The organism is Sphingosinicella microcystinivorans (genome assembly GCF_027941835.1).
Classification (GTDB): domain Bacteria; phylum Pseudomonadota; class Alphaproteobacteria; order Sphingomonadales; family Sphingomonadaceae; genus Sphingosinicella.
In genome coordinates this window covers 4,372,254-4,388,027 of record NZ_CP116005.1, presented here as the reverse complement: position 1 = coordinate 4,388,027, position 15,774 = coordinate 4,372,254, and the positions used below count along the sequence as shown (strand labels likewise).

Sequence of the window (15,774 nt, the reverse complement as noted above, 5' to 3'; positions counted from 1 at the left end):
CGCGCGCGAGGTTCGAGGCCGTATGCTTGACGTGATTGCCGCCAAGTTCGATCCGCCGATATGGATGGGTGAGCAGCTTCACCGCGGCCTTCTGCTGCGTCAGCTGGACTGCGCCTTGTCGCATCGTCTCACGCTCGTCCACGCGCCCGCCGGATACGGGAAGACCAGCCTGCTCGCCCAGTGGCGCGGCAGTCTCGCCCCGGCCGCCGCGCAGGTGGCCTGGCTGACGCTCGAGCGCGACGACCGCGACCTGAAACGGCTGGTGCGCTACCTCCTGATCGCCATCCACAGCGATGCCCGGGAGGGAAGCCGGAAAACCTCCTCGTCGGACCTGCCGCCGCGCGCCGCGCTCTCCGCGATCATCAACGGGCTCGCGGGCCGTTCGAAGCCCTTCGTCCTGATCCTCGACGACCTTCACCACGCCGACAGCGAACCCGTGGTGACGTTCCTGCAATGGCTGATCCGGCTTGCGCCCGCCAACTGCCACTTCGTTTTCGCCTCGCGCGACTATCCGAGGCTCGGCCAGTCCGTGCTCGCGGCGGAGGGACAAGTTCTCGAAATTACCGCGCATCAACTGAAATTCTCCCTCGAGGAGGCGGAAAGTTTGCTGGCCCGCACGGACGAGCGGCTGGCGGCCTCCGACATCGAGACCATTCTCGACCGGACCGAAGGCTGGCCGATCGCGGTGCAGCTGGCCTCGCTGTCGCTGAAGCGCGGCGGCGACGCGGGGCGGGCGATCGACGCCTATTGCGGGTCCAGCACCGATCTTGCCCGCTATCTTTCCGAACAGGTATTGATGACGCTGCCGCAGGAGACGCGGGAAATCGTCATCCGCACCGCGCTGCTCGATCGGCTGACCGGCGGGATGGTCGACCTGCTGTGCGACCGGCAGGACGGCTGGCTGGTGCTCGAACGGCTGGAGCAGCAGGGCGTCTTCCTGGCGCCGGTGACGTGGGAACGGCGCGAATACCGCTATCACCAGCTGTTCGCCGAATATCTGCGCGACCGCTTCGAACGATCCGATCGCGCTGGCTACTCCGCCCTCCAGCGGCGGATCGCGCAGTGGTTCGCCGAACGCGGCATGGTGGCCGACGCCGTGAACCACGCGATGCTGGCCTCGGACGACGCGCTGCTGGCCGGAATCATCGAGGATGCAGGCGGATGGCGGCTGATACCGCAAGGCCTGCAGGGCGTGGTCGAGCGCGGTCTTTCGAAGCTGCCGCGCACGCTCATCCGTTCGCGCCCCGGCCTCGCGCTGGCGCAGGTGTACCTCCAGATCAAGCTGGGCGAACTGGGCGCGGCGCGCGCCGAGTACGACCGCCTCGCCGCCGAGGCCGAACGGGCGGAGCTTTCCGCCGGTATCCGCATCGAGATGCAGGTCGTGGGCGAGACGCTCGCCGACTACGAAAACCAGCCGATGACGTTCGAGGACCTGCTCGCGCGCGAGGCGCTGCTCCGCAAGCTTCCGGCAAACGATCACCTCGTGCTCGCCAACATCAGTGAAACGCTCGGCGCCAAGTATTTCGAGGGCGGATGGCTCGAACGCGCGCTGCAACCGACGCTTGCCGCGCGCGAGCACTATCAGGCCTGCGGTTCGCTCTACAGCGATCTCTTCACCCGCTTTCTCGAAGCGCGGATCAAGCGCGCGCAGGGGAGATCGAAGGAGGCCGCGGCGATCCTCGAGGCCGCGTGGCAGGCCATCGTGGAGAACTTCGGCGCGCGTTCCGACCTCGCCGCCAATTGCGCGGCGTTTCAGGCGGAACTCCTCTACGAGCAGGATCGCGTCGCCGAGGCGCGCGAGCTGCTGTCGTGGGCGCTGCCGCACATGGAGCAGTCGGACGGCTGGGTGGATGTCTACGCGGTCGCCTATTTCACGGAAGCCGGGGCGCTGGCGGGCGAAGGCGCGTTCGGCGAGGCGTGCGACGTCGTCGCGAGGGCGCGGCGGGTGGCGGGGCGCCGCCGCCTCGTTCAACTGGAGCAGCTCGCGGACATCGGCGAGGTCGATCTCAGGATGACCGAAGGGGTTTCGCCTGCGGTCGTGCGCGCCGCAGCCGACGCGACCGGTCTCGACCGGTACGCCGACATGATGGCGGAGGAGTCGCCGCAGTACCGCCCCGTTGCCGTGGCGGCGTCGCTGTGCCGGGTCCGGCTCGGCCTGTTCACCGGCGCCTACGAAGCCGCGCTGGAGGAGCTTGCCCGCCTGCGCGCATGGGCGGACCAGCGCGGCGCGGGGCGGCTTCTGGTCGACGTCAACATACTGGCGGCGGCGGGAATGCGCGGCCTCGGCGCGATCGAGGACGCGCGGCACTGCTTCGACGAGGCCGTCAGCATCGCGATGTTCCAGGACATCGTGCGGCCGTTCGTGGACGCGCGGCTGTTCGTGCAGCCCTGCCTCGACGACGCCATGCGCGCCGATCCGCAGGTCGACCGTTTCCGTGCCCAGTTCCTGAAATCGCTGGCGAGAACGCTGGCGACCTGCCGGAGCGTCGCGACGGGGCAGGGGCCGTTCACCGAAGCGGAGGCCGAAGTGCTCCTGTATCTGAGCCAGGGGCATTCGAACAAGGAGATCGCCCGGCTCATCGGCATGTCGCCCGATACCGTGAAATACCGGCTGAAATCGGTCTTCCGGAAAATCGGCGCTTCCCGGCGCCGTGATGCGGTGCGGATCGCGGCGGAGCGGGGCCTCGTTTCCGGTCAGGCCGCGCCATACGTCAGCCCGCCCCGGCGCTCATCGGAAGCGCCGGACGCTGCCGACTTTCACCTTTAGGGGCGCATCCGGGTCCGCAACCGGAAGGTCAGTTCTCCGGGCGGAAAGCCGGAACAGCGGGCATCATCTCAAGGGGCGACAGTCGACGGATCGCATGGACGTCGATTTCATCCAATGTCGCGCAACCCGTCAGGGCCATCGTGACCTCCAGTTCCGCACGAAGGATCTGAATGACGTGGGCAACGCCGATCGTTCCCGCGGTCGCAAGGCCGTAAACATAAGGACGGCCAACGAGCACGGCCCGCGCGCCGAGCGCCAATGCCTTGAAGATGTCGCTGCCCCGCCGGATGCCGCCGTCGAGAAGGATGGGAACATCGGCGCCCACGGCATCGGCGATCTCGGGAAGCACGCTGATGGTCGCGGGCTGCGTGTCCAGAACGCGGCCTCCGTGATTGGACACGATGATGCCGTCCACGCCTTCCTGAACGGCACGGCGCGCATCTTCGGCGGTCATGATGCCCTTGGCGAGAACGGGGAGATTTGTGAGCGATCTGAGCCATGCCAGATCGCGCCAGCGCGGAGCACCGGCAAGCAGCGGACTGCCGAGCAGCATCCGGCCCTGCGGGGGTGTCGAGGGCGGCGACCTCATACCGCGCAGGTTCACGGCCTCGACGTCCGGCGGCAGGCGGAAACCGGCACGGGCCTCCCGGTTGCGCATTCCGTTGACCGGCGCGTCGACAGTGACGACCAGCGCACGATACCCTGCGGCCTCCGCCCGCTTCACCAGCGCATGGGTGAAATCGCGGTCCGGCTGGATGTAGAGCTGGAACCAGAGCGGCGCGTCCGCGGCGGCGGCGATGTCTTCCAGCGGCACGCTCGCTTGCGTGCTGACCACCATGCCCGCCCCGAGCGCGGACGCGGCCAGCGCGGTTGCCGCCTCTCCCTCAGGGTGCACCAGTTTCTGGAATGCGACCGGCGCGAGCAGGATGGGGAAGCCATACGTGTGCCCGAAGAGGTCCACCCGCGTATGGCCGGCGGAAAGATCGCGAAGCACCCGCGTCCGCAGCAGGATGCGGCGGAACGCGGCGGTATTCTCCGCGAGCCCCCATTCGTCCTCGACACCGCCCGCGATATAGGCCCACGCGCTTTCCGTCATGCGCTCCCGCGCCAGCGGTTCGTAGTCGGCGACGGCGACCACGGACGGCGGAATGGCTTCGAGCTTTGGAAGCGGGGCGGTCGCGGTCATGCCTCGACCCACTCGCGCAGCAGCATTTCACGCGCATGGACCAGCCGGTCCCTTGCCGGGCCATCCTCCACCATCCTCACGGCATCGTGGAGTTCCAGCAGAATCCGCCGCCGGTTCACCTCCCGCACCATGCTTTCGATCCAGAAGAAAGCCGCGAGGCGCGCGCCTCGCGTCACCGGAGTCACACGGTGGAGCGTGCTTGCCGGATAGAGGATCAGGTGTCCGGCGGGCAGTTTCACGCGCTGTTCGACCGATCCCGCCTGAATGACGAGTTCGCCGCCTTCGTAAGTGCCGGGCTCGGAAAAGAACAATGTGGCCGAAAGATCGCTGCGGACATGCCCTGCGCCGCGGGGAAGGCGGAACACCGCATTGTCGATATGGTCGCCGTAGGTGCCCGCACCCGCATAGCGGTTGAAACGCGGCGGGAGGATCTTGTGGGGAAGCGCCGCGGCCATGAAGCGTTCGGATGCCGCCAGACGCTTCAGGATCAGCGCACCCAGTTCCGAGGCCAGCGGATCGTCGTCGGCAAGCTGCTGGTTGCGCTTGGCGTGGATGGCGCCGTGCCCGGCCGTCAGGCGGCCGTCGTGCCACGCAGCCGCCTCAAGACGGCTCCGGCAGTACGCGGCCTCGCCCGGTGTCAGCAGGTCGGGAATTTCGAGCATTGCTCACAGCATCGGAGGGGAGCCGCGCGATGTAAAGGCCCGCCCCGCCGCTGGGGCAGGCCTCAATGGCATCAGAACGAGAAACCGGCGCTGATCATGTATGTACGCGGCGCGCCGAGCGAAGCGCGGCTGCCATTCCAGTTGGTCGTCACAGCGTATTTCTTGTTCGCGATGTTATCGACGTTGAGGCGCAGCTCGATGTTCTCGGTGATGTCATAGCCGAGCAGCGCGTTGAAGAGCGTGTAGGCCGGCAGCTTGCCATAACGGCCGTTCGCGATGATGCGGCTCGCATCGTCCGGCCGGCCGAGGTAGGACGATCCCTGATGTTGCAGGCCGCCGCCGATGGTGAGGCCGAACGGGAGACGATAGGTCGTCCACAGGCTTGCCGAAAAGTTCGGCGTGAACGCCAGCCGGTCACCGTTCAGGTCTGACGCGGGGAAATCCGCGGGGTAGTCGTCCGGGTTGGCGGCGGCACGCACGGCTTCCATTGCGTCGCTGATCTTGCGCTTGCTGTCCATGATCAGCACGCCGCCGAAGATGTTCCACGCTGGCGTCACCGCGCCCGCGACGCCGAGCTCGACGCCTTGCACGATCTGCTTGTGGTAGCCGGCGACTTCTCCGTCTGCGTCTGCCACGGGCACGTTACGCTTTTCGGTGCGGAACGCCGCTGCGGTCGTCGAAAGGGCGCCGCCGAGGAAGTCCCATTTCACGCCGGCTTCGTAGTTGTGCGAGCGAACAGGCTTCGCACCCGGCACAAGGCCGGGGAAGGCATTGTCGCCGCGCCGCGAGATGTCGGGGTTGGAGAGGTAGGAGCCGGGCGGCAGCGTCGACGTGCCGAACGACACGTAGAGGCTGGCGGCCTCGACCGGCTTGTAGACGGCACCGATCCTGCCGCTCCACGAGAACTTGGACTGCTTGAAGCCGCTGGCGGGCGCACCGTCGATCGGCAGCCCGTTGAGGTCGAGACTGGAAAGATCGGCATCATAGGCCTCGCCGCGGATGCCGCCGGTGATCTGGAACTGTTCGCCGAACGAGATCGTGTCGTTCAGGTAGAAGGCGAAGGTGTCAATCGTCGCCTTTGCAAATTCGGTTTGCGCCGGGTTCGGCTCGGCTGCGCCGACGCGGCGCGGGTCGGGATCGAACACGTCGACGGTTCCCGGTCCGGGAACGGCGTTGCCCGGCCGGACGGCGTCGGACCTCTCACGTGTCAGTTCCACGCCGGCGGCGATGGAATGGCCGATGCCGCCGGTATCGAAGCGCGTGGACAGGTTGGTGAGGTTCGAAATGCTCTTGTTCACGCGGTCGTAGAACAGCGTCTGCGTGCCTATCGTACCGGCTACGGCATTGAAGTTGCCGCTCGGCGTCGTGAACCGCGCGTTGCGCTTCACGCGCGTCCAGCGCGTCTGGTTGCTGAGCACGGCACCGTCCCAGGCGTCGAGCTCGATCCGGCCGAACACGGCGTCGCTGGTCGAATCGTCGTAGTCCGTCACGAGGCCGTAGTAGGTGTCGCGCTTCACCCCTTCGGTGACGGGGCTGTAGGTGATCAGTTTCTTGACCGTCGCGCCCGGCACGCCCCAGTCGGGCCGGTCGTCGCGCTCCACATGCTCCCACGACGCGATCACGCGCAGGCGGCCGTCGAGGCCGAAGCCCACGGAGGGCGCGATGCCCCAGAGCTTGTTTTTCGCGAGGTCGCGCCCGGCCACGCCGCTGTCCTCGACGACGGCGCTCAGACGGATGGCCGCGCCGGCGCCGACCGGCTGGTTGATGTCGACGCTGCCGCGCTTGCGCGCTTTCGTGCCGTAATCGTCGAAACCGAAGCTGACGTCGCCGGTGATGAACGCGTCGAGAGACGGTTTCTTGGTGACGATGTTGACGTAGCCGCCTGCGCTGCCGCGGCCGTTGTCGGCGGCGGCGCCCTTCACCACCTCCACGGTTTCGACGTTGAACATGTCGCGCGTGTAGCTGCCGGAATCGCGAGCGTTGTCCACGAAGACGCTGCCGCTGCTGTCGAAGCCGCGCAGCGTGAAATTGTTGCTGGAGGTGCCGAAGCCGTTCTCGCCCGCATCGAAGCTGATGCCGGGGGTGTTGCGGAGCACCTCGCTGAGCGTCCGCGCGCCGCGTTCGCGGATGACTTCCTGCGATACCACGCTCACGGTCTGCGGTGTGTCGAGAAGAGGCGCGGTGGCCTTGTCGGACGCGATCTCCGCGCGGTTGTAGCTTTCGTCGATGGCCGTGTCCGTGACGGTCACGCTGCCGAGCCGCGGAGGCCGGGCCTCGTCCTGCGCGGTTTCCTGCGCGGCCGCCGTTTGCGTCGATGCGATGAAGCCCACACAGGACAGCGCAAGGAACGAGCCCTGCACCGCCTTCAAGCCGTTCTGAATGGTTCCCGCCTCCTTGTGCGTCACTTTAACGCGCTCCCCTAAAAATGCTAATCAGTTGCAGTAGCGGATTCTAAGATGAGCGGGGAGCCGTCTTGTCAATGGTGCTGCCGGCCGGTCCCGCGCGGGGAAACGATTTGATATGATGCAGACACAAACCGGCAATATCTCCAGCTCCGGCTCCGGCCTCGGCATCCCGGAAGCCGCGCCGGAAACGCCGGACATCCTTATCGTGGACGACGATCCCGGTATGCGGACGCTGCTGATGAGCACGCTCCGGCGCAACGGGTTCAGGGCGCGCGGCGCGGCGGACAGTCAGCAGATGGAAGAGTGCCTCGCCTCGGGCCGCACCGACCTGCTGCTTCTCGACGTGATGCTTCCGGGGCTGAACGGCTTCGACATATGCCGCGCGCTCCGCCAGGCGGACGACAACATACCGATCATCATGATCAGCGCGCGCGGCGAGGAGGCGGACCGCGTGGCCGGTCTCGAACTCGGGGCGGACGACTATATCGCGAAACCGTTCGGCCCGAGCGAGGTGCTCGCGCGCATCCGCGCCGTCCTGAGGCGCGGCGTCCGCACCGGCGAGCAGCGGCCTTTCCGGTCGAAGCTGCTTCGGTTCGCGGGATGGACGGTCGATCTCCCGCGCCGCGAGCTGCGCGCGCCGTCCGGCGCGATCGTCACCATATCCGGCGCCGAGTTCGACCTGCTGGTCAGCCTCCTCGACAACGCGCAGCGCGTGATCTCCCGCGAGGCCCTGCTCGAAATGTCGCGGGCGCGCATCGCCGGTTCCTCGGACCGCAGCATAGACGTGCTGATCAGCCGGCTGCGGCGGAAGCTCGGCGACGACGGCGAGCCGCCCCTCATCCGGACCATCCGGGGCGTCGGCTACATGTTCGTCGCCGAAGTGTCCCGGCATTGAACTGGACGCGCCTGTGGCCGGACAGGATCGGCACGCGGATCTCGATCATTCTCGTCCTGGCCCTGATCGTCGAATTCGTGGGCAGCGAGTTCGTGTATCGCTATTCGGAAGAGAGCGCCGCGGCCCGGGCAAACGTCGAACGGCTGGCGGATCAGCTCGGCGTCGCCGACCGGCTGCTGTCCGAACTGCCGGCGGGTGATCGCGCCGCGGCCGCGCGGCGTTTGTGGTCAGGGCCGTTCAGCGTGTCATGGGTCCGGCAAACGGGTCTCGCCGGGGCCGCGCCCACGCCGGAAACGGAGAAGCTCCGCGAGGCGCTCACCGGCGAGGACGCGCCTTTCGAGGGGCGGCGGATTCAATTCGCGGTTCTGCCCGGCGACGTGCTTTCGGGCGCGCTGTCGCTGCGCGACGGATCGTGGATCGAATTCCGGGGCAAAGGCTATCTCGAACGCCCGTCCCCCGTTCTCAATCATATCGGCCTGACCCTTCTGATCGTTTCGGCCGTCACGCTGGTCGCATTGGTGCTCATGCGTATGCTGCACAGGCCGCTGAGGGAAACCATCAAGGTGATCGAGGCCCTCGATCTTGAAAAGCCCGTCCTCATCGATTCCAGAGGCACGCGCGAGCTTCAGCACGTGGCGCGCGCCATCAACGCCATGCAGCAGAGGCTGCTCGATCTTGTGAACGACCGCGTGCAGGCGCTTGCCGCCGTGTCCCACGATCTCAGAACGCCGATCGCGCGGTTGAGGCTGCGCGCGGCTTCCGTCGGCGACCCGGACCTCCGCGCCGCGATCGGGCACGACCTCGACGAGATGGAGGCGTTCATGACGACGGTCCTCGACTATCTGCGCGACGACGGGTCGGAACCGCCATGCCTCGCGGATGTCGCGTCGCTGCTCCAGACCATCGTCGACGATGCGCGCGATCTCGGCGGCGATGCCGTCTACGAGGGGCCACCCCGCCTTGAAGCCGTCACCCGCCCCGTGAAGCTCGGCAGGGTCGTGACCAATCTCGTCCAGAACGCCCTGCACCATGCCGGGCAGGCGCGCGTGTCGCTGGCACAGGCGGAAGACGGCATCCGCATCGCCGTGGAGGACGACGGGCCGGGCATACCGCCGCACCAGATCGACGAGGTGTTCAGACCCTTCCACAGGCTCGAATCGTCGCGCAACCGGAACACCGGAGGCGCCGGCCTCGGGCTCTCGATCGTGAAACGCTCGGTGGACCGGCTCGGCGGGACGATCTCGCTGGAGAACCGCGCGGAAGGCGGTTTGCGTGCCGAGGTGGTGCTCCCCTTGTCAAGGCTGTAGCTCCCCGGAGCTTCACGACCCCCGGCATGGCGCGGGGCCGGTATGCGGACGCCTGACCGGCAATCGGCCTCATTCAGATGCTGATGAATTCCTGACAGCCGCCAAAGCGCTGCCGTCAGCCCGCGGCCGCTAGCTGTGCAGTTCCCTTCAATCGAAAAGGCACTGCCATGCGAAGCATTTCCTTGCGGCTGTTTGCCGCTGCCGCCTGCTGCATCCCGCCGATCCATGCGGCATCGTCGTCGCCGTTCACGGTCAGCAGCCCTTCGGCGTCGAAAAACTGGAAGATCAAGCTCAGGTCCGAACTCAAGGACGGCGACAACAAGGATGTCCTGACCTTGCCCAAGGTCGAACTCGGCATCCCGCTTGCGCCGGACCTCGATTTCACCATCGCCGCCCAGTACCGCACGGTCGATCGCACCGGGCGGGTGCAAACGCACGGATTGGGCGATGTCTCGGTCAAATCGAAATGGAATTTCCACAAATCCGAAGGCGGCGGCCTGTCGCTCGCCGTCGAGCCGAAGCTCAGCCTGCCGACGGGGGATGCAAGCCGTTCTCTCGGGGAAGGCGACGCGGTCGTCGAGCTTCCCTTCATCGTCGGCTACAAGCGGGGCGCGTGGGAACTGGGCACGGAGATCGGCTACAACCACGTCTTCGGTCGGAAGGACGACGAGGCCTATATCGGCGTGCTGGCGTTGCGGAGGCTCACGCCCAGCCTGCGCCTCGGCGCCGAGCTTGTTGCGACGACGCCGCACGTGCGGTTCTCGACAATCGAGACCGAGGCCAACGTGGGCATGAAATGGGCGCTCGGCAAAAGGCTGGAGCTGAAGGCGCTGGCCGGCCGCACCTTGCACAAGGCGGACCACAGCGCGACGAACAAGTTCAAGCTGGGGCTCGACATCAAGATCTAGAGCGGGCTGCGCGATTGCCGGAATCGCGCAGCCCGCCCCATCTCTTTGTGGCCGCATCGTTCTTCGCGGAAAACCGGTTCCCACTTTTCCGCACGATGCCCCTGGCGGGTGTTTATTCGGGGATCAGGGTGTGCACCTTGAAGCTGTCGGGATGATAGACGCGCGTGAGCTTTCCGGTCTCGACGTCGGGGAACTGGGTCGAATCCGCATTGACGACATAGAGATTGCCGGTGCGCTGGTCGATGTCCATCATTCGGGAGCCGACACGGGTGTTGACCTGCCCGAGCAGCCGGTAGCTGTCGGGGCCGTCCTGCGCGATGACGCTCAGTGTTCCGTCCTCGCCGTTGCTGGAAACGATCCGCTTGCGCTTCTCGTCGATGGCGAGACCGTCGAGGCCCCTGCCGATGGGGACGCGGGCCGTGATCGCGCCCGTTTCCGGATCGAGCGCGAAGACCGCCGGCGCGTCGCCGAGGCAGGCGCCGATGATGCGCTTGGTGCTCGCCTGGTAACGGGTCTTGGAGACGTTGCATCCGGTCGGCCAGCGGGCCTGCTCCTTCAGGGTCTTCGAATCGAGCTTCAGGATCACGTTGTCCCTGCGGGCGGGCGCGAAGATGTTGCCCTTGCCGTCCGTCGCGGGGTCATCCATTTTCCGGAAGGGGAACACGGTCTTGCCGAGGAGCTTGCCCGTCGCGGCATCGAGCGTGAACCAGGTCGACTCCTTTTCACCCGTGCCGGTGATGAAGTGTATGCGGCCCGTCGCCGTATCGAGGATGCCGCTGTTGAGGCCGATGCCGCTTGCCAGCGGCATTCGGCCGAGAACCTTGAGCGAGTCGAGCTCGAAGCTGAGGAGCGAGCCGTCCGTCATCGCGACATAGCCGCGATTGTACTGGGGGAGCAGCAGCGGCCCGTTGGCGCCGACCGAATTCTCGACGGTGGCGACGACTTCGTTCCTGTCGACGTCGTAGACGGTGAGGCCGTCCTCCACCCGCGCCATGAACAGGCGCGATGTGCCCGGCTCGAACTTTATATAGTCCCAGTACGTGTCCGTGCTCGGGAGCGTGACGATGGAGCGCTCGCGATAAAGCAAGCTGGGCGTATCGGCGGCGAAGGCCGGAGCCGCAAGAAGGATGACGAGAGCAAGCGACGAACGCAGGCCGATTTTCATGATGTGGTCCCCTGTATGGTTTAAACGGGATACGTGATTTCGTGCCGGTGTTGCGAGAAGAAAAGGCGGCGATCCGCAGACGTGGCAAGCATCACGCCCGGCTTTCTGGGAGAATGTACCCGACAATTCGCTGATGAGTGCCGTCAGCGAATTGTCAGGTTGGCGGTGTTTTCGCCAAGGCGGCGCGGGGGGAGCACGTTTGCGTAGCAATCTGCAAGCCGGGAAGGCCCGGCAGCTAGGCCGGAGGCGTCCGGTCGATATAGGTGAGAAAGACCTTGAGGCGGTGCGTGTCGTCGATGTTCTCGATGCCGCGCCAGGAATCGAGCGGCGCGTGGACGTGGTCGCCGGTTGTCACGAGGATGGGCTCTCCGTCGATCATCATCTTTCCGCGGCCTTCGATGATGTAATAATATTCATCGAAAGCGCCGAGTTTCGGATCGGTGAGATTGTGGAGGTGAACGCCTTCGCTCGCGCCGACGGGGATGTCGTATATCAGGAAATTGGCCGGTGACGGCGCTCCGCCGAAATCGAACATCCTGACATCTATCGACCCCAGGCCTTCATGGACCGCCTGGAACGTCCGGATGCCCTGCGTGCCCGGCTCCAGCTTGAACCTGCGCGGGCGAGCGCCGGCGGACGCCGCCGGGATCAGCAGCGTTCCCAGCGTGGCCGCAGCGAGGATGTTGCGACGGCTGATTTCGTCCATTCTCTATCTCCACGCGCCATAGGGGCGGCGGCAACGATAAAGCAATGAAGGTGCGATCGAAACGGCCGGAACGGGTAAGCGCGAGAGTTCGGGGGGGTAATCGGACGTCTGTAGCACTTGCGATCCCGGGCGGGCGGCGGAGCCTCGGCGATCCGCGATCATCCCTGTTCGCGCAACTCGGCGAGCGCGGCGGCGGCGGCCGCTTCGTTGATGGACCTGCCTTCGACGATCCGCCGGGCGATCTCGGCGACCTCATCACCGACGGCGCCGACGGCGAAGGCGAGATTCCGGGCGTGGAGCGACATGTGGCCGCGCTGGATTCCTTCGGTGGCGAGGGCCTTCATGGCGCCGAAATTCTGCGCCAGCCCCACGGCGGCGATGATCCGCGCGAGCTCGCTAGCCGTCCCCACCTGCAAGACGGCGAGCAGTGCGCGCGCCGTCGGGTGGATTTTCACCGCGCCCCCGACGAGGCCGACCGCCAGCGGCAATTCGATGGCGCCGGCGAGGTCGCCGTCCGCCGTGACCTCCCAGCTGGTCAGGCTGCGGTAGCGCCCCGAGCGCGCGGCGAAGGCGTGCGCCCCCGATTCCACCGCCCGCGTGTCGTTGCCCGTGGCGAGGACGACGGCGGAAACGCCGTTCATGATGCCCTTGTTGTGCGTTGCGGCGCGATAGGGGTCGTTGTCCGCGAAATGATACGCGGCGACCATCGCATCGCGGACTTCGGCACCGCCGATGGCCGCGCACGTCCATGTCGCCCGGGCCCGCACGACGCGGCGATCGGCAAGGTTCGACAATATCCGCAGCAGTGTCCTGCCGCCGGTCCAGGCCGCGATGTTCGGCGCAAGCCGCTCGGCCATCGAATTGACCGTGTTGGCGCCCATCGCATCGCGCGTATCGACGACGATGTGCGTGATCACCATGCTGCCGGCGGGCGTGTCGATGCGGCGGACGTCGAGATCGCGGAAGCCGCCGCCGAGGCCGACGAGCGTCGGATCGCACGCATTGCAGATGCGCTCGATCTCGGCGCGGCGCTCCAGGATCAGCAGGCGCGCGCGGGCCGGATCGGGCACACCCAGAAGCTGGATCTGCGCGATCATTTCGGTGCCCGACATCGAGGTCGTGAAGCCGCCGGATTCATAGCATTGCCGCGCCGAATTGCCGACGGCGGCGACGACAGACGATTCCTCGGTCGCCATCGGCACGAGCACGTCGCGCCCGTCGACCCGCATGTTCGTCGCGATGCCGACCGGAATGGCGATGGTCGTGATCATGTTTTCGATCATGTGGTCCGCGAGATGCGTATCCATGTTGGACGGCGCGGCGAGCTGGCGTCGATGCTCGTCGCCGAGATCCGCGAAGGCCGCGACATGGTCGATGCGCTGCTCGACACGCAGCTTGTGAAAGCCCGATATGCGGGATGTGCGCCGGGTCGCGTCGTCTGTCACTGCTGCTCTTTCGCTCGCTGTTGCTCCGTGGGACGCCGCACACCGCCGCTGCAAAAATCATTCGGCAACCCGCCGGACGCCCCATTTACGGATAGCGATGTCGGCGGACATGATGCAGGTACAATTCAGGACAATGTGATAGGAACGTAGCGAGAGCCGGGAACCGCGCACCATGCCGTCGCCGCCACTGAAGATTGATTTCGTCATCAACAGCCTGCTGATGCAGCTGCGTGCGGGCACGCTGCGGCCGGGCCAGCGCCTGCCGTCGATACGGGACGAGGCGCAGCGTCTCGGCATCGGAAAGAACACGGTGGTGGAGGCGTATCTCCGCCTCGTCGGGCAAGGTATCCTGCAGGCGAAACCGGGGTCGGGCTATTACGTCGTCCGCACGCCGCCCGCTGCCATGCAGGAGCGCAAGATCCCGCTGGTGGCGGCGACGGACCGGGTGTCGCTGCTCGCCGAGCAACTCGACCGCCGCCTGCCGATCCGCCCCGGCGACGGCCGCCCCCCCACCGAATGGCTGGAGACGTCCGAACTGCGGCGCTACCTGTCCTACCAGAGGTTTCAGGAAGCGGATTCCTATAATTCGAGCTGGGGTTATGCGCCGCTGCGCGAACGGCTCTGCGGCGCGCTCGCCGAGCGGGGAATCGCCTGCCGCGACGGCCAGCTCCTGATGACCCACGGCGCCAACCACGCGATGGATCTCGTCATCCGGCGCTATGTCGCGCCCGGCGACAACGTGCTGGTCGATGATCCGGGCTATTATCCGCTGCTCGCCAAGCTCGCGCTTGCCGGGGCGAACGCGATCGGCGTCAACCGGAAGCAGGACGGCCCCGACGTCGGCGATCTCGAAGCCAAGGCGAGGAAGAGCGGCGCGCGGCTTTTCTTCACCCAGTCGCTCGCGCACAATCCGACCGGGGGGTCGATCACCATCGGCACCGCCTACGCGGTATTGCGGGCGGCGAGCGAGTTCGATCTCCTCGTGATCGAGGACGATCCCTTCGCGGACATCCTGCCTTATACGGCCCCGCGCCTCGCCGCGCTCGATCAGCTCGAGCGGGTGATCTATATCGGCACCTTCTCCAAGACATTGGCGGCCAGCTTCCGGACCGGCTATCTCGCCGCGGCGCCCCGGCTGGCGAGCGAACTCAACGAGCTCAAGGTCGTGACGGCCGTATCAACCTCGGCCCATGACGAACGCCTGATCTTCCAGCTGGTCGAGCATGGCCATTACCTCAAGCATCTCCGCAGGCTGCGCGCGCGCGCCAGCGCGGCAACGGCGGCGAGCGTGAAGGCGCTGGAGGCGCTGGGGTTCAGCATCCGCCGCCCGATCGGCGGCGGCTTCTACCTGTGGATCGAGCTTCCGGAGCACATGGGCGGCGAAGACCTCGCCCATGACGCGGCGAAGGCCGGGATCTTCATCGCGCCCGCCGCCAATTTCTCGACCTCCCGGAACCCGGCGCCCGCGATGCGGGTCAACGTGGCCTACGGCGCGGACCCAGCCTTCCTCGCATGGCTGCAAGGGCAGGTGGATCGCCGCTCGTAAGGGGAGGCTCGTCAGTCCCGCCCGGTCTTGCGTTCGCCGGACGAAGCAAAGCGGGTCAGCGCCCGCTTTGCTTCGTCGCTGGTGAATGTGCGCTGGCCGAGCGCGGCCTCGCGCGCGAAGGCTTCCGCGACGGGGAGGTCATGAAGTGTCAGCGCCGCTTCCTTGATCGTCTGGACCGCCAGCGGACTCCTGTCGGCGATCTCGGCCGCCAGCGCGGCCGCCGTCGCTTCGACCCGGTCGCTTGCGACCACCTGATTGAGCACGCCCCGCGACAGCAGCTCCGCGGCGGTGAAGCGCCGTCCCGTCAGCATCAGTTCCATCGCGTGCGCATAGGCGATCTGCCGGGTCAGGCGAACCAGCGTGCCGCCGGCGGGCACGAACCCGTGCCCGACCTCCGGAAGCTGGAACACGGCGTCTTCGGCGGCGATCCTGAGATCGGTCGCCAGCATGATCTCGAAACCGCCGCCGAGGCACAGGCCGCGAATCGCCGCGACGATGGGCTTGTAGAAGGCGCCGGTCTTGAGATGGGCCGGGTCCCACGCGCTGATGTCGAACCGGCCCGATGCGAGCGCCGGGATGGATTCGGTGAGATCGGCCCCGACACAGAATGCCCGGTCCCCGGCGCCCGCGAGGACGACGGCGTGGATGCGGTCATCGCTGCCGATCTCGGCGAAGGCGCGCCCGAGATCGTCGTACATGGCAAGCGTCAGCGCGTTCAGCTTTTCAGGCCGCGCGAAGCGGACGGTGGCCACCGCGCCGTCGCGCGTCACCTCGATCGTCAT

General features: G+C 66.8%; 12 protein-coding genes. 5 read left to right on the top strand and 7 right to left on the bottom strand.

The features are described 5' to 3' along the window. Nucleotides 1–22 precede the first annotated feature (22 nt). Entirely contained in the window at nucleotides 23–2,767 is a 2,745-nt protein-coding gene (locus PE061_RS21045; RefSeq protein WP_271257087.1) for a LuxR C-terminal-related transcriptional regulator, read from the top strand. Nucleotides 2,768–2,795: 28 nt separating this feature from the next. On the opposite strand, the gene PE061_RS21040 is transcribed toward PE061_RS21045, so the two are convergent. The 3 genes from PE061_RS21040 to PE061_RS21030 all read right to left on the bottom strand — a co-directional run bounded on the left by PE061_RS21040 (nucleotide 2,796) and on the right by PE061_RS21030 (nucleotide 7,020). Then, nucleotides 2,796–3,953 (bottom strand): alpha-hydroxy acid oxidase, encoded by a 1,158-nt coding sequence (locus tag PE061_RS21040; protein WP_271257086.1) that lies wholly within the window; start codon nucleotides 3,951–3,953, stop codon nucleotides 2,796–2,798. Then, nucleotides 3,950–4,615 (bottom strand): Fe2+-dependent dioxygenase, encoded by a 666-nt coding sequence (locus PE061_RS21035; protein ID WP_271257085.1) that lies wholly within the window; start codon nucleotides 4,613–4,615, stop codon nucleotides 3,950–3,952. Before PE061_RS21035 ends, PE061_RS21040 begins: the two co-directional genes overlap by 4 nt. Nucleotides 4,616–4,686: 71 nt before the next feature. Beyond that, nucleotides 4,687–7,020: a TonB-dependent receptor gene (locus PE061_RS21030; protein ID WP_271257084.1), complete on the bottom strand. Its 2,334-nt coding sequence runs from the start codon at nucleotides 7,018–7,020 to the stop codon at nucleotides 4,687–4,689. Between the two features lie 115 nt (nucleotides 7,021–7,135). Between PE061_RS21030 and PE061_RS21025 the strand changes: the two genes are divergently transcribed. The 3 genes from PE061_RS21025 (at nucleotide 7,136) to PE061_RS21015 (ending at nucleotide 10,130) form a co-directional block, all read left to right on the top strand. Continuing rightward, nucleotides 7,136–7,915 (top strand): response regulator, encoded by a 780-nt coding sequence (locus PE061_RS21025; protein ID WP_271257083.1) that lies wholly within the window; start codon nucleotides 7,136–7,138, stop codon nucleotides 7,913–7,915. Beyond that, entirely contained in the window at nucleotides 7,912–9,222 is a 1,311-nt protein-coding gene (locus PE061_RS21020) for an ATP-binding protein (protein WP_271257082.1), read from the top strand. The genes PE061_RS21025 and PE061_RS21020 overlap by 4 nt, the downstream gene beginning before the upstream one ends. Nucleotides 9,223–9,389: 167 nt before the next feature. Next, nucleotides 9,390–10,130 carry a transporter gene (locus tag PE061_RS21015; RefSeq protein ID WP_271257081.1) on the top strand — a complete coding sequence of 247 codons (741 nt, stop codon included), beginning with the start codon at nucleotides 9,390–9,392 and terminating at the stop codon, nucleotides 10,128–10,130. Between the two features lie 112 nt (nucleotides 10,131–10,242). Here PE061_RS21015 and PE061_RS21010 read toward each other — a convergent pair whose 3' ends face one another. From PE061_RS21010 to PE061_RS21000, 3 genes are all read right to left on the bottom strand, one after another. Further along, a complete protein-coding gene (locus PE061_RS21010; RefSeq protein WP_271257080.1) occupies nucleotides 10,243–11,295 on the bottom strand; it encodes a hypothetical protein in 1,053 nt (350 codons plus the stop codon). A 235-nt stretch (nucleotides 11,296–11,530) separates the two neighbouring features. Next, entirely contained in the window at nucleotides 11,531–12,001 is a 471-nt protein-coding gene (locus tag PE061_RS21005) for a cupin domain-containing protein (protein WP_271257079.1), read from the bottom strand. A 158-nt stretch (nucleotides 12,002–12,159) separates the two neighbouring features. Continuing rightward, entirely contained in the window at nucleotides 12,160–13,446 is a 1,287-nt protein-coding gene (locus PE061_RS21000; RefSeq protein WP_271257078.1) for a hydroxymethylglutaryl-CoA reductase, degradative, read from the bottom strand. Between the two features lie 172 nt (nucleotides 13,447–13,618). Between PE061_RS21000 and PE061_RS20995 the strand changes: the two genes are divergently transcribed. Continuing rightward, the gene (locus PE061_RS20995) at nucleotides 13,619–14,992 is read left to right on the top strand and encodes a PLP-dependent aminotransferase family protein (RefSeq protein WP_271257077.1); all 1,374 of its coding nucleotides are present in this window, start codon (nucleotides 13,619–13,621) and stop codon (nucleotides 14,990–14,992) included. An 11-nt stretch (nucleotides 14,993–15,003) separates the two neighbouring features. On the opposite strand, the gene PE061_RS20990 is transcribed toward PE061_RS20995, so the two are convergent. Next, a complete protein-coding gene (locus PE061_RS20990) occupies nucleotides 15,004–15,774 on the bottom strand; it encodes an enoyl-CoA hydratase/isomerase family protein (RefSeq protein WP_271257076.1) in 771 nt (256 codons plus the stop codon).

Bases quoted from the DNA above. Each gene is read 5' to 3' on its own strand.
- PE061_RS21045 (WP_271257087.1), top strand. From the start codon at position 23: ATGCTTGACGTGATTGCCGCCAAGTTCGATCCGCCGATATGGATGGGT.
- PE061_RS21040 (WP_271257086.1), bottom strand. From the start codon at position 3,953: ATGACCGCGACCGCCCCGCTTCCAAAGCTCGAAGCCATTCCGCCGTCC.
- PE061_RS21035 (WP_271257085.1), bottom strand. From the start codon at position 4,615: ATGCTCGAAATTCCCGACCTGCTGACACCGGGCGAGGCCGCGTACTGC.
- PE061_RS21025 (WP_271257083.1), top strand. From the start codon at position 7,136: ATGATGCAGACACAAACCGGCAATATCTCCAGCTCCGGCTCCGGCCTC.
- PE061_RS21015 (WP_271257081.1), top strand. From the start codon at position 9,390: ATGCGAAGCATTTCCTTGCGGCTGTTTGCCGCTGCCGCCTGCTGCATC.
- PE061_RS21010 (WP_271257080.1), bottom strand. From the start codon at position 11,295: ATGAAAATCGGCCTGCGTTCGTCGCTTGCTCTCGTCATCCTTCTTGCG.
- PE061_RS21005 (WP_271257079.1), bottom strand. From the start codon at position 12,001: ATGGACGAAATCAGCCGTCGCAACATCCTCGCTGCGGCCACGCTGGGA.
- PE061_RS20995 (WP_271257077.1), top strand. From the start codon at position 13,619: ATGCCGTCGCCGCCACTGAAGATTGATTTCGTCATCAACAGCCTGCTG.
- PE061_RS20990 (WP_271257076.1), bottom strand. From the start codon at position 15,774: ATGACGATCGAGGTGACGCGCGACGGCGCGGTGGCCACCGTCCGCTTC.